The sequence below is a fragment of the Streptomyces sp. NPDC023573 genome (genome assembly GCF_055559735.1).
This window is the reverse complement of the sequence record NZ_JBVHKB010000024.1, coordinates 1-21183: the sequence shown is the minus strand read 5'-3', so window position 1 is coordinate 21183 and position 21183 is coordinate 1. Positions and strand designations below refer to the sequence as shown.

At 68.4% G+C, this 21183-nt stretch carries 18 protein-coding genes and 5 pseudogenes; 12 read left to right on the top strand and 11 right to left on the bottom strand.

Going from position 1 to position 21183, the window contains the following annotated elements; genetic code table 11:
- Window positions 1-141 precede the first annotated feature (141 nt).
- The 3 genes from ACZ32T_RS36505 to ACZ32T_RS36495 all read right to left on the bottom strand — a co-directional run bounded on the left by ACZ32T_RS36505 (window position 142) and on the right by ACZ32T_RS36495 (window position 2292).
- Window positions 142-950 (bottom strand): IS5 family transposase gene (locus ACZ32T_RS36505; protein WP_356428506.1). Its coding sequence is split into 2 segments (ribosomal slippage): window positions 142-611 and window positions 611-950, totalling 810 coding nucleotides; the frame shifts between segments, so codons are not numbered across the junction.
- A gap of 97 nt (window positions 951-1047) precedes the next feature.
- Window positions 1048-1533: a hypothetical protein gene (locus ACZ32T_RS36500; protein ID WP_467371829.1), complete on the bottom strand. Its 486-nt coding sequence runs from the start codon at window positions 1531-1533 to the stop codon at window positions 1048-1050.
- Between the two features lie 207 nt (window positions 1534-1740).
- Complete coding sequence (locus tag ACZ32T_RS36495) at window positions 1741-2292, bottom strand: hypothetical protein (protein WP_467371827.1); 552 nt, start codon at window positions 2290-2292, stop codon at window positions 1741-1743.
- A gap of 92 nt (window positions 2293-2384) precedes the next feature.
- Here ACZ32T_RS36495 and ACZ32T_RS36490 point away from each other — a divergent pair.
- A pseudogene (locus ACZ32T_RS36490) lies at window positions 2385-3154 on the top strand (transposase).
- A 139-nt stretch (window positions 3155-3293) separates the two neighbouring features.
- On the opposite strand, the gene ACZ32T_RS36485 reads toward ACZ32T_RS36490, so the two are convergent.
- Window positions 3294-4178 carry an SMI1/KNR4 family protein gene (locus ACZ32T_RS36485; RefSeq protein ID WP_467371825.1) on the bottom strand — a complete coding sequence of 295 codons (885 nt, stop codon included), beginning with the start codon at window positions 4176-4178 and terminating at the stop codon, window positions 3294-3296.
- Between the two features lie 596 nt (window positions 4179-4774).
- Between ACZ32T_RS36485 and ACZ32T_RS36480 the strand changes: the two genes are divergently transcribed.
- Together ACZ32T_RS36480 and ACZ32T_RS36475 are read left to right on the top strand one after the other, a co-directional pair.
- Entirely contained in the window at window positions 4775-5236 is a 462-nt protein-coding gene (locus ACZ32T_RS36480) for an SRPBCC family protein (RefSeq protein WP_467371823.1), read from the top strand.
- A gap of 98 nt (window positions 5237-5334) precedes the next feature.
- Window positions 5335-5805 (top strand): annotated as a pseudogene (locus ACZ32T_RS36475) (helix-turn-helix domain-containing protein); the annotation flags it as partial.
- Window positions 5806-6274: 469 nt separating this feature from the next.
- On the opposite strand, the gene ACZ32T_RS36470 reads toward ACZ32T_RS36475, so the two are convergent.
- Window positions 6275-6835, bottom strand: coding sequence for a dihydrofolate reductase family protein (locus ACZ32T_RS36470; RefSeq protein WP_467371822.1), 561 nt, complete (start codon window positions 6833-6835; stop codon window positions 6275-6277).
- A gap of 105 nt (window positions 6836-6940) precedes the next feature.
- Between ACZ32T_RS36470 and ACZ32T_RS36465 the strand changes: the two genes are divergently transcribed.
- Together ACZ32T_RS36465 and ACZ32T_RS36460 are read left to right on the top strand one after the other, a co-directional pair.
- The gene (locus ACZ32T_RS36465) at window positions 6941-7588 is read left to right on the top strand and encodes a winged helix-turn-helix transcriptional regulator (protein ID WP_467371819.1); all 648 of its coding nucleotides are present in this window, start codon (window positions 6941-6943) and stop codon (window positions 7586-7588) included.
- Window positions 7589-8148: 560 nt separating this feature from the next.
- Window positions 8149-8619, top strand: a complete 471-nt coding sequence (locus tag ACZ32T_RS36460; RefSeq protein ID WP_467371817.1) for a hypothetical protein — start codon at window positions 8149-8151, stop codon at window positions 8617-8619.
- A 94-nt stretch (window positions 8620-8713) separates the two neighbouring features.
- On the opposite strand, the gene ACZ32T_RS36455 is transcribed toward ACZ32T_RS36460, so the two are convergent.
- Together ACZ32T_RS36455 and ACZ32T_RS36450 are read right to left on the bottom strand one after the other, a co-directional pair.
- A complete protein-coding gene (locus ACZ32T_RS36455; RefSeq protein ID WP_467371815.1) occupies window positions 8714-9580 on the bottom strand; it encodes an AraC family transcriptional regulator in 867 nt (288 codons plus the stop codon).
- Between the two features lie 64 nt (window positions 9581-9644).
- The gene (locus ACZ32T_RS36450; RefSeq protein WP_467371813.1) at window positions 9645-10457 is read right to left on the bottom strand and encodes a phytanoyl-CoA dioxygenase family protein; all 813 of its coding nucleotides are present in this window, start codon (window positions 10455-10457) and stop codon (window positions 9645-9647) included.
- Window positions 10458-11203: 746 nt separating this feature from the next.
- Here ACZ32T_RS36450 and ACZ32T_RS36445 point away from each other — a divergent pair.
- The 4 genes and pseudogenes from ACZ32T_RS36445 to ACZ32T_RS36430 all read left to right on the top strand — a co-directional run bounded on the left by ACZ32T_RS36445 (window position 11204) and on the right by ACZ32T_RS36430 (window position 16009).
- Window positions 11204-12217, top strand: a complete 1014-nt coding sequence (locus ACZ32T_RS36445; RefSeq protein WP_467371811.1) for a sensor histidine kinase — start codon at window positions 11204-11206, stop codon at window positions 12215-12217.
- Window positions 12218-12220: 3 nt separating this feature from the next.
- A pseudogene (locus ACZ32T_RS36440) lies at window positions 12221-12337 on the top strand (DNA-binding response regulator); the annotation flags it as partial.
- 229 nt (window positions 12338-12566) lie between these two features.
- On the top strand, window positions 12567-13406 hold the full coding sequence (locus ACZ32T_RS36435; RefSeq protein WP_467371809.1) for an ABC transporter ATP-binding protein: 840 nt from the start codon (window positions 12567-12569) through the stop codon (window positions 13404-13406).
- Complete coding sequence (locus ACZ32T_RS36430) at window positions 13403-16009, top strand: ABC transporter permease (protein ID WP_467371807.1); 2607 nt, start codon at window positions 13403-13405, stop codon at window positions 16007-16009. Before ACZ32T_RS36435 ends, ACZ32T_RS36430 begins: the two co-directional genes overlap by 4 nt.
- A 284-nt stretch (window positions 16010-16293) precedes the next feature.
- Here ACZ32T_RS36430 and ACZ32T_RS36425 read toward each other — a convergent pair whose 3' ends face one another.
- The 3 genes and pseudogenes from ACZ32T_RS36425 to ACZ32T_RS36415 form a co-directional block, all read right to left on the bottom strand.
- A complete protein-coding gene (locus tag ACZ32T_RS36425) occupies window positions 16294-17073 on the bottom strand; it encodes an SDR family NAD(P)-dependent oxidoreductase (RefSeq protein WP_467371806.1) in 780 nt (259 codons plus the stop codon).
- 353 nt (window positions 17074-17426) lie between these two features.
- Window positions 17427-18003 (bottom strand): annotated as a pseudogene (locus tag ACZ32T_RS36420) (transposase); the annotation flags it as partial.
- Window positions 18004-18281: 278 nt separating this feature from the next.
- Entirely contained in the window at window positions 18282-19112 is an 831-nt protein-coding gene (locus tag ACZ32T_RS36415) for a helix-turn-helix transcriptional regulator (RefSeq protein ID WP_467371804.1), read from the bottom strand.
- Window positions 19113-19219: 107 nt separating this feature from the next.
- Between ACZ32T_RS36415 and ACZ32T_RS36410 the strand changes: the two genes are divergently transcribed.
- Window positions 19220-19591, top strand: coding sequence for a cupin domain-containing protein (locus ACZ32T_RS36410; RefSeq protein WP_467371802.1), 372 nt, complete (start codon window positions 19220-19222; stop codon window positions 19589-19591).
- Between the two features lie 35 nt (window positions 19592-19626).
- Here the strand turns inward: ACZ32T_RS36410 and ACZ32T_RS36405 are convergent.
- Window positions 19627-19824: pseudogene (locus ACZ32T_RS36405) on the bottom strand (IS630 family transposase); the annotation flags it as partial.
- A gap of 156 nt (window positions 19825-19980) precedes the next feature.
- On the opposite strand from ACZ32T_RS36405, the gene ACZ32T_RS36400 reads away from it, so the two are divergent.
- Both ACZ32T_RS36400 and ACZ32T_RS36395 read left to right on the top strand, forming a co-directional pair.
- Window positions 19981-20760 carry an SDR family NAD(P)-dependent oxidoreductase gene (locus ACZ32T_RS36400; RefSeq protein ID WP_467371800.1) on the top strand — a complete coding sequence of 260 codons (780 nt, stop codon included), beginning with the start codon at window positions 19981-19983 and terminating at the stop codon, window positions 20758-20760.
- A 206-nt stretch (window positions 20761-20966) separates the two neighbouring features.
- Window positions 20967-21183: transposase (locus tag ACZ32T_RS36395; protein WP_467371798.1), on the top strand; the 217-nt coding region annotated here is incomplete at its 3' end.

The window sequence follows — 21183 nt, the reverse complement described above, 5'->3', positions numbered from 1 at the left end:
AGGCCGCAGTTACGGGGCGCCGTGAGGCGGGACGGAGGTCGGACCGGCGAGGAGTGATCGCCGGTCCAACCGCTGCGATGATCTCAAACGCCCGCAGGCAGCCGGCCCCGACTGCGTAATCTGCGCAACTAACTGATCGTTTCAGAATGAGGTCCGAAGGCGGCGGAGGCAGATGAGGCTGCAGGCCAGGTCGAGCAACCCCTGGTGGAGATCGGCGCGGCGTTCGTAGCGGGTGCGGAGCCGTTTGAACTGGTGGAGCCAGGCGAATGCGCGCTCGACCACCCAGCGGACCTTGCCCAGTCCGGAGCCGTGGGCGACGCCCCGTCGGGCGATCATGGGTTTGATGCCGCGTTTCCACAGCAAGCGGCGGTACTTGTCGAAGTCGTAGCCACGGTCGGCGTACAGACGCCTGGGTTTGAGGCGGGGACGTCCCCGAGCTCCCCGAATCGGCGGAACCGAGTCGAGCAGGGGCAGGAGCTGGGTGATGTCGTGCCGGTTGCCGCCGGTGAGCGTCACGGCAAGCGGGGTTCCGTGGCGGTCAACGATCAGGTGGTGCTTGGAGCCGGGACGGGCACGGTCGACCGGCGAGGGGCCAACGTGCTCCCCCCTTTGAGGGCCCGCACGTGCGATCCGTCCACGGAGCAGTCGTCCAGGTCCAACAGGTCGGCGCGGCGCAACTCGGCCAGCAGGGCAGCATGCAGGCGCGGCCAGACACCGGCTTCGGTCCAGTCCCGCAGCCGACGCCAGGCCGTCACGCCGGAACAGCCCACGGTCTCCGCGGGGACGTCCCGCCAGGCGACACCGGTCCGCAGCACGAACAGAACGCCAGCGAGTGCCGTTCGGTCAGGAACACGCAACCGCCCGGGATGTCGGTGGCGTCGTTCGGGAGCGGGTGGCAGCAAGGGGGCCACCCGCTCCCACAGGTCGTCCGGAACAAGATCAGCACGCACCCGGACACCTTCCCGACCAAGATCGTCGAGTGCAAGTCCCGCGGCATCTCATCGTGATTTGAGCACAGGGTCTGACGTCGTTCGCCGGATCGAGCGCTCAGCCTGAAGCGCCCTCCAGCGGAAGGTGGTCTCGGTAGTACTGCGACTCCAACCACTCCTCCTTCACGAAGAGCGGACGTGTCAGGCGCGCTGCCCCGACCGCCTGCGAGCGCAGAAGAACCCCGAGGTCAGTCAGGGAAAGTGAGTCATCAGGCGTGTAGAGCACCCAGTTCCCATGCTCCGCAGCGTGGTCCAGCAGGAACTGCTGGCCCTGCTCCGGATCGCTTCCTGCCAGCGGGAAGCCAGACAGGAAGACCTGCGGACCGGTGATGGCATCCAGCGCAACGCAGGCGAGCTTGCCCGCGTCGTAGAACGCTTTGACCCCATCCGGGAAGTCCTCCTGCGCATACGGACCGCCAACCCGTTCCTGCGGTCCAGGGACCAAAAGTGCTTGGGCGACCTCGGCTGGAGACATCCCGAACTGCAACGGACCCACGCCGGCTCCCGACCGCAGCTCCCAGCACTCCCGCTCCGCTGTGCCCATCCACCCACTCCTACGTCCGACCGGTCCGGATTTGCTTCTGTTGCTCAGGCCGCATGCGTACGGCATGGGCCAAGATGCCAACTCAGCTGCCCAAGTGCCAACGGGGGTGCTGCTCTCGGCCGGAATCATTCTGAAACGATCAGTAAGGGCTGTCCCGCAATGATCTTGGCTCTGAGTACGGAGCAGCCTGAAGCCCCGGTGAGGTGTTCAGCCGGTGGTTCGTGAGGTGTTCAGGGACCGGGCGTAGTCGGCGAGTGTGCGGAAGTCGTTCTCCCGTAGGCCGATCCGCGGGTTGACGTGGTGGAGGAGCCCGGGGCTTTGATGGTGGGCGGTCACGTACGTCCGATCCAGCTCGCTCTGCTCGTCGTCCACCCAGGCGAAAGGACGGCCGTCTGCGTAGTCCACCAGCGGTCTGGTCTTCCAGTGGACTCCATCAGGGCGTTCCTGGAGCAGGACGTCGCCGAAGTCCACGAAGGGAAGTTCCGGAAGGCCGAGGACCGGTGCGATCCACCGGTTGGCATCGTCCATCCATGTGGTGGCCCAGCACAGTTCGAAGCCGAGCTGGAGCAGGGTTCGTCCGTGCTCTGGGTTGAGCCAGACACGCAGGGGGCGTCGTCGGGAGGAGAGGCTCCTGTCGTCCTCATGGGCATCATTCCGGGGGACTCTGAGTGTGGTGTAGCCGTCGGGGCGCCTCTCCGGCTTGGCCGCGTAGGGGTTGAGCGGCCCGTCCACGTCGAGGAACAGCAGTGGTCGGTTCACGTTTTCCCCCGGTCTTGCGCACTGTGGACTGCCCCGATCAGCGTAACTGGGGATTGTCTCGGCGTTGGGCCGGTCTGAGTGATGATCATGATGTGGCGAGTGTGATCACGGCATCGGAGCCGTCTGGATAGCCCCGTTCGCGGGGCTGAGCCCGCACAGTTTCGGCAAGCTGCTGACCACGCTGCGGCGCGAGGGAGCAGATGTGGTCCACCGAGGCCGGCCGTGGAGTCTGCCGCTGGAGGACCGGGTGTTGCTGGTCACGACCTACTGGCGCACCAATCTGACGTTGCGGCAGCTCGCTCCGCTGTTCGGCGTCTCGAAGTCGACGGCCGGCCGAGTCATCAACCACCTCGGCCCCCTACTCGCACTCCAGCCCCGCAAGCGGTTCGCCAAGGACACCGTGCTCATCGTGGACGGCACCCTGGCCCCCACCCGCGACCACACGATCGCCGAGCGGTCGAAAAACTACTGGTACTCCACCAACCATCAGGTCGTCATCGATGCCGACACCCGGCTGGTCGTCGTGGTCGGCCGGCCGCTCGCCGGGAACCGCAACGACTGCAAGGCGTGAGAGGAGTCCGGCGCCAAGGACGCCGTCGGCAACACGGTCACGATCGCCGACGGCGGCTACCCGGGTACCGGACTGGTCATCCCGCATCGCCGAGAGCGTGGCCAGAGTGACCTCCCGGACTGGAAAGAGGAACACAACAAGTTCCACAAGCAGGTCCGAGCCCGCGTCGAGCACGTCTTCGCCCGCATGAAAACCTGGAAGATCCTCCGCGACTGCCGCCTCAAAGGCGACGGCGTCCACCACGCCATCCTCGGCATCGCCCGGATACACAACCTCGTTCTCGCTGGTTAGGCAAGCGGGCCGCACCGCGGCCACCGTGCCCGAGGCGACTTCAAGATCTTTGCGGGACAGCCCTTAGCCAGAGAGTTCTGGCCGCGCTTCTGTGATGGCTACGCCAGACAGGCGGCCCGGTCCCAGGCCGGCTCTCTCGCTAACCCTCGTCTTCGTCCGTGGCCGTGTCCCAGGCCGGGAGCGATGTTCCGGACGCAGTCGTGATCCGAAGAACCTCGCACCCCATTCGGTGTACAGCGGCGAGGAGGCGCTGCTGGACCTGTCCGCTGTCTTCGGGTGGGAAGTCGATCCGGATCTGGTGGGGGCGGGAGGCGTCATAGGTGAGCAACCAGTCGGTATCGACGGTCGCGAAGTGGTCCTGTCCCGTTTCGTCGTGCGTGGAGTGCCACGAGCCCCGGTCGGTGGTGGGAGCCAGTGCCTCGCGCAGGAGCTCCAGGCGTTCGGGGTGGGAGAAGGGGCCTTCGGACAGGCGCAGGCATCGGTGGGTGCGGGGACGGAAGGCGTTGAACCATGGTGTCAGCCCCGGCTCCATGTCTGCGAGCAGTCCAGAGTCGGCGTGTCCGCAGGCCCAGCTCTCGATGAACTCGGCCGCGCCCATGGCGTGCGTCTCGTACCAGCCTTCACTGCTCCACACCACGACGGGCCATTTCTCGGGGTCCCCCTCGGTGAGCCAGCACAGGCGGTCGGCATCCATCGTGTTGCCCCAGATCAGCATCGCGCCTGGAGCCGGGTGCAGCGGATACGGATAGCGCTCGCGGTCCTGTTTGGGCGCATCGGTGGGGTGGGGGATCTGCCACTCGATGCCGTTGTGTTTGCTCGTACCGAACGGCGTCCGAAGGTAGAGGAAGTCGCAGAACTCTCCCCAGCCGTAGGTTTCGACGAGTCGCTTGTAATCGTCGGGCAGCCGGGCACCGATTGCGGCCTCCACATGGGCCCAATCCCCGTGGGCGTCCACCGGGGCGGCCGGCGGCGCTACCAGCTGAACCAGCCTGTCGCAGGTCGCACCGGTCTTCGAATTTGCCATGGAGGCAGCGTACGCATCACCCCGTCATGAGATCGACGACATTTCAGGCTGGAGGGAAGCTCCCCCGGCGGGGTCACCGCGGCCTGGACCGACAAGCTCATTACCACGGCCCGTGATGGCAACGGCCTCCCTCGCAAGCATCCCGGGGCAATCGGGGGCGGCGCCCATTTCGATGAGGGAGAGAACTCCGTCCCGGCACGCTGAGCGACGACCTGGTAAAGCCAGTGCCGTACGGGGCGCGCCGCTGGAAGACTTCGGGGATGACCATGCAGCGGCTGCCGTTCCCGGGCCCGGACGAACGTGCCCACCTCTTCGTCACCGGCTACGCCGACATGCACGACCTCGTTGAAGACTTGGTCGTGCCTGACGGTGTGCCCGGGGCCGCGGCGACGGTCCTGCGTACGGCACGCGAGCTCTTGCGCCAGTCGGGCGTATGTCACACTGTCGGCTTTTGCCACACCTCTAGTGCCACGTCAGGCGACGTTTGCCCTGTTCGACGCCGGCGCCTTTGAGCGGGCGGCGGGTGCATGGCCATGCTTCGCCGTGCACGGCGAAGCCCTGGCTCAAGGGGCGCGCGAAGGTGCTAGGGTCGCGCCATGCCACGTACGGACAGGGCATCGCGGGTGATCGCTGCGCCACCCGATCGCGTCTGGGCCGCACTCGTCGATCGCGAGGCGCTCACGGCATGGCTCCCTCCAGCCGGGATGACTGGCAGGTTCGAGCGATTCGATGCCCGGCCGGGCGGGTCGTACCGGTTGATGCTGACCTATTCCGACGCGTCCGGAGCACCGGGCAAAGCGACCGTGGATTCCGACATCGTCGAGGCTCGCTTCGTCGACATTGTCCCCGGTGCGCAGGTTGTGCAGGCGGTGGACTTCGTCTCCGACGATCCGGCCTTCGCCGGCACGATGACCATGACCTGGGAGGTCACCGCTGTCGAAGCGGGGGCGCGCGTCGACATCGTTGCCGAGGACGTCCCGGACGGCATCTCCGCGGAGGACCACGCCGCGGGGCTCGCCTCTTCCCTGACGAATCTTGCCGCCTACGTGGAGCAGTAGCCCTCGCTGATGCCGCGTCAGGCGATGCTTGCCCTGCCGTGAGGTGACGCGCCGTCTCGGTGCTGTGCCGGGCGGCGTGTGGCCGTCACCCAGTCCGGGTGGCGGAACGAGTACGCGTGCGCGAGATCGACGATGACGAGGGCAGACGGCTGCTTCGGATCATCCGCCGGGGCACCGGGTCGGTGGTGATCTGGCGGCGGGCCCAGATGGTCCTGTTGTCCGCGCAGGGCATGCTGGTGGCGAAGATCGCCGAAGTGACGTTCACCAGCGCGGCCCGGATCCGGGACGTGCTGCACAACTTCAACGCCGACGGCTTCGACTCGTTGTATCCGAAGTACAAGGGCCGCCGGCCCAAGACCTTCACGCTACCCGAGCGCCGCGAGATCAAGAAGATCGCGAAGTCAAAGCCGACCGAGCACGACCTGCCTTTTTCGGCTGGGAGTCTGACCAAGTTGGCGGACTTTCTGGTCGCGGAGGGGGTGGTCGACGACATCAGCCACGAGGGCCTGCGCCTTCTGCTCCGCGAGGAGGGCGTCTCCTTTCAGCGTCTGGCCACGAACTCTTCCAGCGCGCGGCGGTTGGCCGGCCTCGGTCCCTGCCGCTTGATGCAGACGCTGCCCGGGGTGGTGAACACGACCGCGATGGGGGTATGTCGTGGCGAGTCCTTCTGTTCGAATCCTGCTGGAGGTGCGCGGTGGGCCAAGCGTCTCCGGGAGCGCACTGGCTGGCCTGGAACACGACGGCGACTTCGCTCAGCTCCGCGTCCAGGACCGGCGTGCCAAGGGGTTCGGCGCGGCCGCCTGACAGCGCGAGGCCGGTGGCAGTTCCGTCAGGGTGAGCTCAGGGCTACCCGCCAGCTCATGGAACAGGGCAAGGCCAGCGAGCCGTGTAGGGCGGGGAAGTTCTCGGCCCGGTGTTGCCGTGCCCGTTTCCGGCCGCCCTCGACGAAAGGCAGTGCGGCTTCCCGTGGAGGATTCCGCGGGAAGCCGCATGCCTCCCCCCCTTGCACGGGGCGGATGGGCGGAGTGGTCTGGCAGGTCAGCGGGGCTGGGGGGTGTAGTGGGCTTCGATGACGCCGTTGTCGAAGGCGCGCGTGGCGACGAGGTTCATGGGGAGTTGTTCGCCGTCGGCGAGGGTGCGGCCGGTGCCGGCGATGACGGGGGCGATCTGCAGGTAGAGGTCGTCCAGAAGGTCGTTGCTCATGAGCCACTGGACGAGGGTGATGCTGCCGCCGACGTTGATGTTGCCGCCGGGCTGCTGCTTGATGGCCCTGATCTGGCCGGCGATGTCGTCGCCTGTGATCAGGCGGCTGCCCTGCCACTCGCCGACCTCGGTGAGGGTGGAGGAGACGACGTACTTCGGTGCGGCGTTCATCCAATCGGCGGTAGGTATCTGCTCGTTGGTCATGCTAGGGAAGAACGAGCTCCACATCTGATAAGTGCTGCGGCCCAGCAGGGCGGTGTCGGCGTCGTCGAACAGTCGGGTCACTGCCGCGGCGGCTTCGCCGGTGTTGTAGGGCATGCCCCACTTCTCCGGGCCCTCCACGACACCGTCCATCGAGATGAACAGCCCGGCCACGATCTTGCGTCCTGCGGACATGCGAATACCCCTAAGTAGTTGAAAACTGTTCACAGTTGAATGAGATGTGAGCTTGTCTTTTGCAAGCGCACTTTGTCAATGAAATCCTTGGTTAGGATCTGCATCATGACGTCTCGCGAGTACGGACAGTTCTGTGGACTGGCACGGGCGATGGAAGTAATCGGTGAACGGTGGACGATGTTGATCGTCCGCAACCTGCTCAACGGGCCTCAGCGCTACACGGACCTGCTCAGGGGCCTGCCCGCCATCCCCACCAACGTCCTGGCGACCCGTCTCAAGGACCTCGAAGAGGCGGGGCTGGCCACCCGTCGCGCACTGCCGCACCCCGAACGTGCGGTCGTCTACGAACTCACCGACTACGGGCAGGATCTCGAACCTGCGCTCATCGCACTGGGTCGCTGGGGAGCTCGGACAACGACCGAGCCCCGCCCCGGCGAAGTCATCACCGCCGGGGCCGCGGCCATGTCCTTCCGCACCGCATACCGGCCCGAAGCAGCCCAGGGAGCCACCGTCGGCTTCGAGGTCCGCCTGGGCGAGTTCACCCTCCATCTCCACATCACCGACGGTGCGCTGGCTGTCGGCTTCGGCCCGCATCCGGCTCCTGACCTCGTCGTCGAGCGCGTGTCCGGCCACCCGGTCCGTGCGCTGATGAGCGGCAGCACGACCCCCGACAATGTCATCGCTGACGGCAGCGTGCGCCTGGAAGGCGACCCTGCCCTTCTCTGCCGGTTCGCCGAAATGTTCCGCTTCTGATCACCCCTTCGCCAGCTCCAGAAGAAGACCTGTATGACCTGGCCCGAAGGCGCCGTGGAGCGCGACGGCGTCCGCCTGTCCTGCCGCGACTGGGGCGGCACAGGACCGCCCGTCATCCTCCTGCACCGACTGGCCGGACACCCCGGCGAATGAGACCTCTTCGCCCAGGCCCAGGGCCCGGACCACCGAGCCGTCACCGCCAACCAGCGCGGACCACGGCGCCAGCACACGCCAACCCGGCGACGGGGGCCGGGCATCGAGCCCTGCGAGGTCAGGCGGCCGGACACCGGACTGCTGAGCTGAACCGACACCACCGGCCGCACCGCATTCGCCGCGCCACGGTCTACGCCGCCACGTGCTGGCGCGCGCGCCCGCCCCGCCACTCCACCCACTCCGGCCGGTCCAGCAGCCGCTCCGCGCCCACACGTGCGGCAGCTTCGCCCGGCTGACCACGACGGCCCGGCCACCGGGGCATACTGATCGTCGTCCGGATGCGCTGACCGGGCGCGTCTCCAGCCCTACCATGAAGCTCTGCGCCGACGCTGGGAGTTCAGGTGGACATGACCGAGCACACCCCGGATTACCCGCCCAAGACCCCGCCCCCGCCGAAGCGCCCTCTCTCCCCACCGCGCCCGGAGACCGGCCTGCAAGGGACGGCCAGGGCCCGGATGCAGGTCCGCAACCGGCGCAGCGCCAACTGGTCGCTGGAGGCCGCCCCGTGGTCCGCGAAAAAGGCGACCGGGCACGTGCTGGACCGGCTCCATGAATGGGGTTACCGGGAAGCCGACCAGACTGCCGCCGCCCTGACCGAGCTCCTGGTGCGCACCGCCGTCGCGGACGGCGGGCGCCGGGTCTCCGTCCACCTCGCCGACCAGGACCGCCAGGCGCTCATCGTCGCCCTGTCCCACCGGCCCGGCCTCGCCGTCACGGACGATGCCGTCCTGCCGGAGCTCACCGCCCGTGGCGCGATGACGTGCGGCACCGACACCGCCGACGACGGGCGCCGGCTCTGGGCGATCCTCTCCCTGTAGGCCCCCGCAGGAAGCCCCAGCGCCGCTCTCGCGGCGTTCCAGTAACATCACGCCTGGTTCCGGTCGGTCCTCGGTCGGCTTGGACCAGTTGCGTTCAGCCGTGCTCGGGCTCGACCGGGAGCCATAGTTCGGCGTCGGCCTCGGTCTTGTCCGGCGACAGGCGGGTTCGCAGGATCTCGGGGCCGGTGCGGGTGCTATATGGGTTCGAGGGGAACCACTCGGTGAACACGTCCCGCCACAGCTCCTGGATGGCCCGTGGTGCCGGCCCAGAGGTGGTGAAGACGGCCCAGGTGCCGGCCGGGACCTCCAACGCGGTCGTGCCCTCCAGAGCAGTCGCGGAGGTGATCACGCCGTGGCGGTAGTCGAGTTCGGTGCCCTCGGTGCGGCTGGGGTCCATGCCGTCGCAGACCGTGACGATGCCGTGCGGCTCCTGGTCGGACAGTTTCTCCAGAAGATCCAGGGTCCGCGGGTCGATCCCACGGACGAATTCCATGATCGCCTGGTTCGGGCCGGCATGCACCAGCGGTATCCGGGTCTTGAGTCCGACGACGGTGAAGCCCGCCTTGTCCGCGACGCGGTAGCGCATGCGGCTGCTCCCTTCGATGGTGAGGCGGAAGGCCATCCGGGACTGGGAGATGAGTGCGGCGCCGGTACGCCGGGCCTCGCCCGGTCCGACGCCGTGCATGGCGCGGAACGCCCGCGCGAACGCCTCGCCGGAGCCATAGCCATAACGCACGGCGATCTCCAGCAGCGTGTCGTGCCCCGCGAAGACTTCGGCCCCGGCGAGGGTCAGCCGGCGGCGTCGGATGTACTCCGGCAGCGGCATGCCCGCGAGCGCGGAGAACATTCGGCGCAGGTGGTGCTCCGAAGTGGCCGAGATGCGTGCCAGCTCGGCCACGTCGATAGCCTGGTCCAGCTGACGCTCGATGTGCTCCATGGCCTGGTTCAGCCGCTCCAGCATGCCTGTCCACCTTGTTCTTTTCCCTTTTCACCACCACCTTGCCGGCGACGGTCGTGAAGCACGCCTATCCGGCGCTGTCGTCGATGCTGTCCCCGCTTGGTGCGGGGGTGTCATGTCCCAGGCCCCGGCGGATCGCGATCTCCACGGGCGAGTGCGCGCCGTCGGCCCGTTCCAGTTCGTACGGTGCGGCCGGCAGCAGCGGCGGCTGGGCCATGAAGCGTGGCCGCACTCCGTGGTGCGGTTGCGCTGCGTGCACCAGGAACGGATGGCACAGGAAGACGTCGCCCGCGGACCCGGTGGCAAGGGCGAGTGGCCGGTGGTCGGAGGCCGCCACCAGATCGGGGGCAAGGGTCAGCCCGCTCGCCCCGTCCTCCCCGTACTTCTCCAGCACCTTCGGCACGTCCAGGTGCGAGCCGACCCGGATCCGGGTCGGGGCGTCCTGTTCACCGACCTCGCTGAACAGGAACAGCATCAGCAGCGCCCGGCCCCGAGAACGCAGATTCGTGAAGTACCAGCTCTCGCCCTCCGGCAGATAGCTCCCCTCGATGTGCCAGCCCGCGTCGCCCGGCTCCTCCTCGTGCGGGAAACGCAGCGGGAACGTGCCCAGCGAGTAGCGCGGCTCCCAGCGCCCCTCGCCGACGAGCAGGTCGTACGCGCGGTGCAGAGCCGGGGAGTTGGGTGCGGCGGCAAATGGCCCCTGCCCCATGCCGGGCACCCAGTGCACGGGCTGCGTCCATGTCGACGGATCGTCCGGGTCGCAGCCCGTTTCCCGCCACAGCAGCCGCGCGCAGTCCGCGGCGACGCGCGGCGCGACAGCGCCTTCCAGTTTGACGAAGCCGTCGCGGAGGAAACGGGATACCAAGGTCGTGTCATCCATGCCCCCATCCTGGAGCGACACCGGCCCGGTCACCCGACATTCTCCGCACCGCCTTTATCGGGTGATCATTACAGGGCTGTCAGGCAGCGCCCGCCGCGAACCCGACCATGCTCGGTGCCGTCGCCAACGGCTGCGTCTATCTTTCCCCGAGGCCCGTGCCTCTGGCGGGCCTTCATTCGGACCTCACGCCGTTCCGGCCCCAGGTCGCAGACGTCGGCCCCAAACGGATGCCCCTCGAAGAACGCACGGACATGTGACTCAACGGCCTCCCCGGCCAGCACCTTGCATCACTCACCGCGCGATCATGCCAGCCCCAATCAGCCGGCCCGACTTCTCACCCAGCGTCATGGTCCGTATGCCTCAGCTACGAACACGCGACACCTCAAGATGCGGGCCTACCAGTCCCAAGACCGAACCCCGCGCGGGGCGGCTGCACGGGGCGCGCTCAGCGTACGGCCGCCGTGCAGCTGGGCGGAAAAGTAAGCTCACTGCATGATTGCCAAGTCGCAGGCGAACGACCGGCCCCACGCGACTTCCTTCGCCCGCTGGAACGCTGTCTCCTGGGTCCTGTTGGGCCTGCTGCCCACGACCCTCGCGGTACTGGACTCCTCCGACACGCAGAAGTACTGGTCGGTGGGGGTGCTGGCTGCGCCGGCGCTCTGTTGCGGGGCACTGTTCGCCCTGCGAAGCGGTCCCGCGCTCCACCAGCTGATGCTCCTGAGCGCCTTCGCCCTCGGATTGGGCGGGTGTCCTATGTGCTGGAGGGCGCGGCTGCGCTGTACATCGTGTCGCTGCCGCTCTTCTGGATCCACGCGCGCGACGCACGCTCCTCGGTCGTTCTGAGCGGACTCGCCGCGCTGGCCACGGTGTTCGGAGGGACGCTGCCGCAGGGATGGAGCCCGCAGTTCCTCACCGGGAACAACGTCATCACCGTTGCGGCTTTCGCAGCGGGTGCTGTCCTCGGGCTGTGGGTGCACCGCTTCGTCGGACAGAGCGACATGCGTGCCGCCCAGCTCAGCGCGGAGCTGGAGAGCGCTCAGCAGCGCCTCATGGAGGCGTATCAGCGCCAGGGCGCTGCGGAGGAACGCGAACGGCTCGCCCGCGACATCCATGACACCCTCGCCCAGGGGTTCGCGTCGATCATTGTGCTGGCGGAGGCGGCCCGGTCCTCGGCCGACTCCGATTCCGCCAAGCGGACCCAGCAGTTGCTCTCGATCGAGCGGACCGCCCGAGAGAACTTCACCGAGGCCAGGATCCTCGTCGGCTCCGCCCCGAGCGGGACCCTGGCAGCGGGCTCGCTCGCCGAGACCCTCGGCCGGACCCTGGACAGGTTCACCGAGGACACGGGGCTTGCCGTCAGCGCGGAACTGCCGGACATCGACTGCGACCAGACGGCGCGGATCGCGTTGCTGCGCTGCACGCAGGAGTCGCTGGCCAACATACGCAAGCATGCCGATGCTTCGGCAGTCGGCGTTGTCCTGGCGCGTCACCAGCAGGCCGTCGAACTGGAGATCACCGACGACGGGCGTGGTTTCGTGGTCGAGGAGTCGCTCGGCTTCGGCCTGGACGGAATGCGCAAGCGGCTGGCGGAGATGGGTGGCGAACTCACGGTCACCAGCTCCTTCGGTGACGGTACGCGTGTCCTCGCCTCGCTCCCGGCGCCGGCAGCGGCGGGGACAGCAGGGGCGCCTGAGACAGCGGAGACCATCGGGACGTACCAGGCACCTGGAACGCCCGTATCCACGACCGGTCAGGAGTGACGCATGTCCGAGGACGAGGGGCCGATCCGTGTCGTCCTGGCGGACGACCACACCGTGATGCGCGCGGGAGTCGCCGCGCTGCTGGCCGGCGTCCCCGGCATCGCCATCGTCGGTGAGGCTCTTCGCCAAACTCGACGTCAGCGACCGGACCCACGCGGTGGTCGTGGCGCTGGAACAGGGCCTACTGGTACGCCCGGGGGCGGGACACGCGCGCGTCCCGCCCCACCGCGTAACAGCCCCGCCCCGAACCGCCACCAGCCGGCCGCGGTGACCGGTGCCGTGTCCACCGACCGGTGGACACGGAGTTCAACCTGTCGAGCCTGTCGGCACCCGTACCTCGGCGACCAACATGAACACCATGAACGAGACACGGAAGCAGCACGCGGAGCCGGTCATCAGCCTCGATTCGGTGAGCAGGCTCTACGGAGCGCCGAAGAACCGGGTCACCGCGCTCGACGATGTGAACATCGCCCTCGAGCAGGGCACCTTCACCGCGGTGATGGGCCCCTCCGGTTCGGGCAAGACCACCCTCCTGCACTGCGCGGCCGGACTCGACAGGCCCACGGCGGGGACGGTACGGCTCGACGGCACCGACCTCGGGAGCCTCAAGGAACGCAGGCTGACCGAACTGCGTCGTGAACGGATCGGCTTCATCTTCCAGTCATTCAACCTGCTGCCCGTCCTCACCGTTGTCGACAACATCACCCTGCCTCTGCGCTTGGCCGGTATCCGTCCGGAACGGGCCGCCGTCGACGACGTACTGGGCCGGGTCGGCCTCGGCACCCGCCGCGACAGCCGCCCCGGTGAACTCTCCGGCGGCCAGCAGCAGCGCGTCGCCATCGCACGGGCGCTGATCACCCGTCCGGCCGTGATCTTCGGCGACGAACCGACCGGTGCGCTGGACACCCGTACCGCGAGTGAGGTGCTGTCGCTGCTGCGCGAGGCTGTGGAGGACGCGGGCCAGACAATTGTCATGGTGACCCACGATTCGGTGGCCGCCGCGCACGCGGACCGCGTGCTGTTCCTCGCTGACGGCCGACTGGCCGGCTCCCTGGAGCGGCCGACCGTCGAACAGGTGGCCGCGCAGATGGCGCACCTCGGCGCCTGGGACGACGACCGGGCCGCCGCCCGGCCAGCCCCCCGCGCCGCAGTACGCCTCACAGCACATGAAGCCGGGGGCCGGCGATGATCAGGATCGCGCTGCGCACCCTGCGCTTCCACACACACGGTTTCATCGCCTCGTTCATCGCACTGTTCCTCGGCGCCACGATCGTGATCGGCTGCGGCGGGCTGCTGGAGACCGGGATCCACAACACGGCCCCGCCCGAGCGGCTGGCCGCGGCGCCCGTCGTGGTCACCGGCGACCAGCGCTACCTCGGCACCGAGCGCGAACTTGTCTTCACCGAACGCCCGCGCCTGAAAAACGAGTTGGCCGAGGAGCTCGAGTCGGTGCCGGGTGTCGCCATGGCCGTGAAGGACGTGTCGTTCCCGGTCGGCCTCGCCCGCACTCCTGGCACGAAGGTGACCGGCCACGGCTGGTCGTCCGCCAGACTCGCGCCGTACGACCTCTCCGCCGGCACCGCGCCCACCGGGTCCGACCGGATCGTCCTGGGCGCCGGCCTCGCCGAGCGGGCCGGAGTACGGCCCGGCGAGCGCGTTGAGCTGACGGCGGGCGGCGAGGCCAGGAGTTTCGAGATCTCCGGCCTGGCCACCGGGCCCGAAGACGGCGCGCACGTCTTCCTCTCCGACGCGGAGGCCGCCCGCGCCTCAGGTCACCCCGGCACGACCGACACCATCGGCGTCTTCCCCGCCGCCGGGGCCGACCGGCAGGAGATCGCGGAGCGGATACGCGACAAGGTCGCCCGGCAGCCGACCGCAGGAGCGCAGATCACCGTTCTGACCGGCGACGACCGCGGCCTGGCCGAGAACCCCGAGGTCCTCGCCGACGGCAGCGATCTGATCCCCCTCGCCGCGTCCTTCGGCGGGCTGTCGGCCATGGTCACCGTCTTCGTCGTCTCCGGCACACTCGGCCTCTCCATCCAGCAACGACGACGCGAAATGGCCCTGCTGCGCGCCATCGGTGCCACCCCAGGGCAACTGCGCCGGCTGATCCTCGGCGAGACGATGGTCCTCGCCGTGCTCGCCACCGCACTCGCCTGCCTCCCCGGTCCCGCGTTCGGCCGGTGGCTGCTCACCGCGTTCAGCGACGCGGGCGCCGTGCCCGACGCCATCGCGTACCGCGCCGGCTCCGTCCCGCTGATCGTCGGCGTCGGTACCGCGCTGCTCACCGCGATCGGCGCGGCCCTCATCGCGGCGCAGGGCGCGGTGCGTACCCGGCCGACCGCGGCGCTCGCCGAAGCCGGTCTCCAGCGCCGCTGGCTCAGCCGCTTCCGCCTGGTGGTGGGACTGCTGTGCGTGGCCGGCGGAATCGCGCTGGCGATGGGCACTGCCGCTTCGGCCGGGCCCGACGCGGCAGGAGTGGCGACCCCGGCGGCCATGGTGTGGGCGGTCGGCTTCGGGCTCCTCGGTCCGGTGCTCGTCCGGGCCGTCGTCGCCGCACTGCGCCGTCCTGCCGAACGCTGGCTCGGGCCGGCCGGTCACCTCGCCACCCGTAACGCCAAGGCGCACACCACCCGGCTGACCGCGGCGGCGCTGCCCGTCATGCTCGCCTCCGGCCTGGCCCTTGGACTCACCTACATGCAGACCACTCAGTCGGACGGCGCGAAGAAGGCGTTCGACGACAGCCTGCGGGCCGACCTGGTGGTCACCTCGGACTCCGGCGGGGTGCCGCTGTCCACGGTCGACGCCATCAGGGAGCTGCCGGGCGTTGCCGCGGCCACCGCGCAGATCCCTGGTGTCGGCTACCTGGAGCCCGACGAGCCCATGGCCGGACCGGGCAACCGGGACGAAGGGACGTCGGACGGCGAGACGGAATCGGCGGGCCCACAACCCACCGAACTGTCCCTCCAGGGCATCACCCCCGAGGGAGCCGCGCGTACGACGGCCTTCCGCGCCTCCAGCGGTGACCTCGACGCGCTACGCGGGGACTCGGTCGTCCTGCCGACCCGCTACGCGCAGGGCCACACGATCGGCGACACGATCGCGATGCGGCTCGGGGACGGCAGCCGGGTACATCTGCGGCTGGTGGCCACGGTGGACGGACCACGAGGTTACGAGACGGCCCTGGTACCGGCATCGCTGCTGCTCGGCCACACCGACGCGGGTCTGGTCCCGACGATCCTGGTCAGCGCGGCCCCGGACACCGACATCGGCCGGCTGAGCGCCAGGCTCACGGAGCTGACGCATCGGCACCCCGGCCTGCACCTCGCCGACCGGGCGGCCCTCGGAGCCGTACAGGCCGAATCGGACGACACCCAGGCATGGATGGCGTATCTGATCCTCGGTGTGGTGGTCGGCTACTCGGTCATCTCCCTGCTCAACACGCAGATCCTGGCGACGACGGAGCGGCGCAGGGAGTTCATGCTCCAGCGTCTGATCGGCGCCACCCGCCGACAGGTCCTGGGGATGACGACCGTGGAGGCGCTGATGATCTCAGTGGCCGGCCTGCTCCTCGGCCTGCTCGTCGCCGCCGCCACACTGGTGCCGCTGAGCCTGAGCATCCTCGGCTCCGGGCTGCCGGGCGGCTCCCCGTGGATCCTGGTCACGGTGATCGCCGCGACATTCGCTCTGGTCCTCGCTTCGACGCTGCTGTCCACCGGAGCGATTCTCCGTGCGCGTCCTGCCGCCGACTCCAGCCGCCGATCTGCGGCGAATGGTCCGACGACGGGGTGATCCTGCGCCGTGTCCTGGTGGACGAGGGTCTGCCGCGCAGAAACGAGTCTGACACCACCTACGAGCGCTTCTGACGGATGACGGGTCCCCGCCCCGGCGCGTACAGGGTGCGGGCGTACTGCGCAGGGCGCGCGGAGGCGGCCGAGGTGTGCGCCAGGGACGGATTGGCCTACAGGATGGAGAAGTACCTGCTGCAGTACTGGCCGGACCGCCGAACCCGCCGGCCGTCGACGGCCCCCGCTCTCATGAGCGATCTGGGCCGGGGCAGATGAGGACCGTCGTTATCAGTGGGCGGTCCAGCCTCCGTCGACCGGAAGTACGGCACCCGTGAGGAAGGAGGCCGCTGGGCCGGCCAGCAGGACTGCCGCACCGACCAGTTCCTGGGGGTCTGCCCAGCGCCCCATGGGGACTTGGTGATCGAGGAAGTCCCGTACCTGCGGGTCGTCATCGATGCCGTCGTTCAACGGTGTGCGAAAGGGCCCCGGAGCCAGCGCGTTGACACAGATGCCGGTGCCGGCGAGTTCAACACCGAGGCTGCGGGTGAGTTGGACGACGGCCCCCTTGCTCGCCGCGTAGCCTGCCCGACCTGCGGCGCCGACGAGCCCGAGAGCGCTGGCCAAGGTGACGATGCGGCCGTACCCGGCGCTGCGCATCACCGGCACGACCGCCTGGCAGGCGAGGAAGGTACCGACCACATTGACATCCAGACAGCGACGCAACGTGGCAGCATCGAGCGCCCCGAGCTCGCCTCGGGCCTGGACCCCGGCGCTGGTCACCAGCACGTCCACCCGGCCGTACTCGGTGACGATCTCCTCGACGAGATGGTGAACCTCGTCCTCCTCGGTCACGTCGCAGGCCAGGCCCACAACAGCACCGCCCGTCCGGGCAGCGATAGCAGCCGCCGCCTCACGGCACACCTCTGGCCGCCTGCCGGCCACCACCGTCGTGCACCCGGCGGACGCCAGGCCCAGCGCGATAGCCCGGCCGAGCCCGGTCGAGCCACCCGTGACCAGAGCCACCTGCCCGGACAGATCCGTCCCCGAGCCTACGGACCCCTTCGTCATGGGCGAACCGGGAGCAGAAGCCCACCCGTGAGCCGGACAAGTTCGTCAGTGCTGATGGGGAGGAGTACCGAGGCACTCACGGCGGCCGCACGCGCAGATTGCATCGGCGCGCGTACCTGACCCGCGACGCAGGACGCAGCAAGAAAGCGGGGCACCTGCATGCTGCGAACCGGCAGGGACTGAGGCCCCATGGAACTCCTTCATACGAGGTCGCGTCATCATGTGTTCCATATGCAGAATGTTCCGTATCGGAACGTTAGATGACGTGCGGCATTGGATCAACTGATCTCGGCATAAGGACAGGCTCCCAATTCGGTTGTCAACCGCCGCCGTGACCAGGGTGCTGCTTGGTATCACGCTCCGTCATGGATCATCACTCCAGGACGTTGACGCGGCGTCGGGCGAGCGCCAGCAGCGCCGCTTGTGCACTTTTCCCTCGGAGCGTTCGCGCGCGTAGTACGCCTTGGAGGCCGGGCAGTTCTTGAGACTGGGCAGGGCGGACAAGTACATCGCGATGAGCAGGCCGCGGTGGAAGCGCCGGGGTCTGCGGAGGTTGCCGCTGACACGGCCGGAGTCACGTGGTGCCGGTGCCAGGCCGGCGTAGCCGGCGAGCCGGTCGGCGCTTCCGAAAGCGTCCACGTCGCCGCCGGTGGCCGCGATGAACGTCGCCCTCATCTGCTTGCCCATGCCGGGCAGGCTGAGAATCGCTTCCGCGCGCGGTGCTCGTGAAACCGGCCCTCGATCAGGGCGTCGATCTCGGCGATCTTCTCATCGAGGGCCATCACCCCCTTCGCGAGGCTGACCACCATGGCGGCGGCCAGCTTCCCGCCGGGCAGGGGCGATGTACTGAGCTTCAGCAGCCTTCACCGCTGTCCTGGCAAGCTCCGCGGCACTGCAGACCTTGCGGTTACGAAGCCGTGTCTCGACACGCTTGACAGTCTGCCAGCGAGCTTCTGAGGAGACCGAAAGGGGGAGCGCGATGTCGACCACGCTGGTGCGCGACGCGGGCGGTCGTTCGCGGGCCGGGCCGCACGAACCCGCCTCACACCCGGCACCACCCCGCTACACTCCCCACGCCCAAGCCGGTGACCAGGCAAAACGCCAAAGTCCGGCTGGAGTAATAGTGCTCTGACCGCATAGGTTTGTCGGGTGGATTTTCACAGGCGGAGGCTATTGGGGCGTTCGGCGGCGAGCATCCGATGCGGGGCTCAGAAGATAGTTGGGTACGCACCGGTGCGAGTGTTCTGATAGCGCGCGGGTGTGGTGCCCACGTGGCGTGTGAAGTGTCGGTTGAGGTGGGCTTGGTCGTGCAATCCGACGGTTGTGGCGACCTCGGCAGGCCGGTGGCCGTCGAGGAGGAGGCGACGAGCGTGTTCGATGCGCTTGCCTGTGAGGTAGGCGTGCGGCGGAAGGCCGTATGTCTGCTTGAAGCAGCGGATCAGGTGGGTGGGGTGGGCATGCAGGGTGGCCGCGGCCTCGTGCAGGGAAAGGCCGGCGTGGGTCCGTGAGTCCAGTAATTCCCGCAGCTGAGCGGCGATCCGGTTCGTCTCACGCCCCGGTGGGCGAGGCTGGAGCGCCACGAGGTGGAAGTGGAGCCGTTCGCGGATGAACGAGAGGCGGGACTCGGCTTCGAATCCGTCTCCGGGATGGACGAGAGCGTTGTGCAGCTGGTCGATTCGGCCGCGCAGTAGTTCATCGCTGAGGACCGGGGTGTCCGCCGCCCGGCCGGCCAAATGCTGCGGGAGTATCGAGTCGTTGAGGTAGAGGTTGCGCTTGCGGAACCCGGACGCGGTGACGGTTCGTCCGTCATGGGGGACGCCGGGAGGAAGTAAGAGGACGCTGGTGCTCCCGGTCGCCCCGTGGCGGCGACGGTCGAGGGCGAAGTCCACGGAGCCGTCGTCGAGGATCATCAGGTCCCACGTGTCGTGGGTATGGGCCGGGTAAGCGTGGTCGGTGAAGTGGGCGTGGAAGACCTCAGCGATCCCGGGAACCGGTGGTCGCCAGGCGCTGATGGACATGCGGGGGCGCTCAGGGGCCATGCCAGGAACGTACAAGACGGGCTGAGTCCGAGGGCGGCAGTCTCGTAGCACCGGCCGGAGGGCCAGAGAGGCCGCTCCCCGTACCCGGTCCTGAGGAAGGATGCCGTATGCCCACGCCAGATGTTGCAGTCAACCTCGCAGACAAGCTCGCTCAGTTCAGCGAGCTGTGGTCGCAGAAGAAGGTGGCGGTGGTCAACGATTACGAGGTCAAACTGGCCAAACTGAAGGGGGAGTTCGTCTGGCACACACATGAGGACACCGATGAATTGCTCCTGGTCATCAGCGGGCGGCTCACCATCCAGCTCCGAGGCGGCGAGGTGGTGTTGGAACCCGGCGAGCTGTTCGTCGTTCCCCGCGGGGTCGAACACTGCACCGTGGCTGATGAGGAGACCGCGATCCTGTTGCTTGAACCAGCGGGAACGATGAACACCGGTGACGCAGGAGGGTCGATGACCAAGGCGGCCGAGATCCTCAGCTGAGGGTGCGGCGTCCGGGCGCAGCCCTTTGCGGCCGTCCCCCAGCGGACGCCCTTCTCGCTGCGGACTCGGGCGCCTTCGCGCCGTTGGGCGGCCAGGAGATCCGGGTGCCTCACGTTCTGGTCGTGCCAGCGCAGGTAGCGGTGCAACTTCCTCGTTGGTAACGCGTGCTGGGAGTTGGCGAGGGTGACCTGTCACAATGGTCCGAACTGCGCCGCAATCGGGTTCGCCCAGGACACCTTGCCGATGTCGCGGTGTAGATCATCCGACCGGTCTGCTGGAGCCGTTCCGGGGGATTGCCGCGCCCTGCCTCCCGCCGCTCCTCCGATCCGTTTCGCTCGGACCATGGGCACCGAGGCTAACCTTGGCGACCTGACAAGAGTGGAGAGTTCATGGCCGGGACCAACAGACTCGACGGCAAGCGGATCCTAGTGATCGGGGGCGGCGGGGCAGGGATCGGCCGGGCCGTAATTCGTGCCTGTGCGGCCGCCGGGGCCGCGGTGGCAGTGGCCGATGTAAACGCCGGACGGGCGACCGAGGCGGCGGACGAACTGCAGAGGGCCGGACACACCGCCCATGCGCTGAGCGGCGACGTCCGCTCCCTCGAACAGCTTGAAGCCGTGATCGTCGGTGCAGCCGCACAGCTTGGTGGGCTGGACGTCCTGGTCACCGTGGTCGGCGGACAAGTGGCCTTCGTACCCGCGGTCAAGCTGCACGAGATGACCGATGAGGACTGGGACACCGTCTACGACCTGAATCTGCGCTACGTGGCTCGCGCGGTGCGGCGCGTACTGCGGCTGTACGTGGAACAAGGCACCGGCGGGAACATCATCAGCATCGGCTCGGTGACCGGATTCATGGCCGCACCGAAGCAGGCCGGCTACGGCGCGGCGAAGGCCGGCCTCTACAGCCTGGCGCGCACCGTTGCGGCCGAGTACGCGGCCGACGGCATCCGGATGAACATCGTCGCGGGTGGGGCGATCGGCACTGCCGTCGGCAAAGCCGACCCCTCCGGCGCTTGGATCCCGGAGATCCCGACAGGCCGCTTCGGTACGTCGGAGGAGATGGCCGCTGCGGCCGTATATCTGGCCTCGGACGAGTCGGGCTACGTCACCGGCCAGCAGATCGTGCTGGACGGCGGAGTCTCGGTACGCGGCCCGTTCCCCGAATAACCTGACGAGAGGGCCGCTCCGGGATCATGTCGACCGGGGACATCGTCCACCTGATGACCTTCTCCGACTGCTCACGGAGCCACGACGTGATGCCCGCGCAGGGTGCAAGCGATCCGGAGGCAGCAGCTAAGAGGGCATCTGATCTATGTAGTTGGTAGTTCGGGATGATTTTGTGACTGCCGGGGTTGGTGGTCGTTGGACGAGGGGTGAACGCTCGTCGCCCCTACCGCAGTGATGTCTCCGACGCCCGCTGGGCTCTGATCGAACCCGTCTTCACCGCCTGGCGAGCCAGGCGAACCGGGCCCGGAACGGCAGCTCGGGTCCATGGACTGCGGGAGATCGTGAATGCGATCCTTTACGTCAATCGCACCGGCATTCCGTGGGAGTACCTGCCGCACGACTTCCCGCCGTGCAAGACCGTCT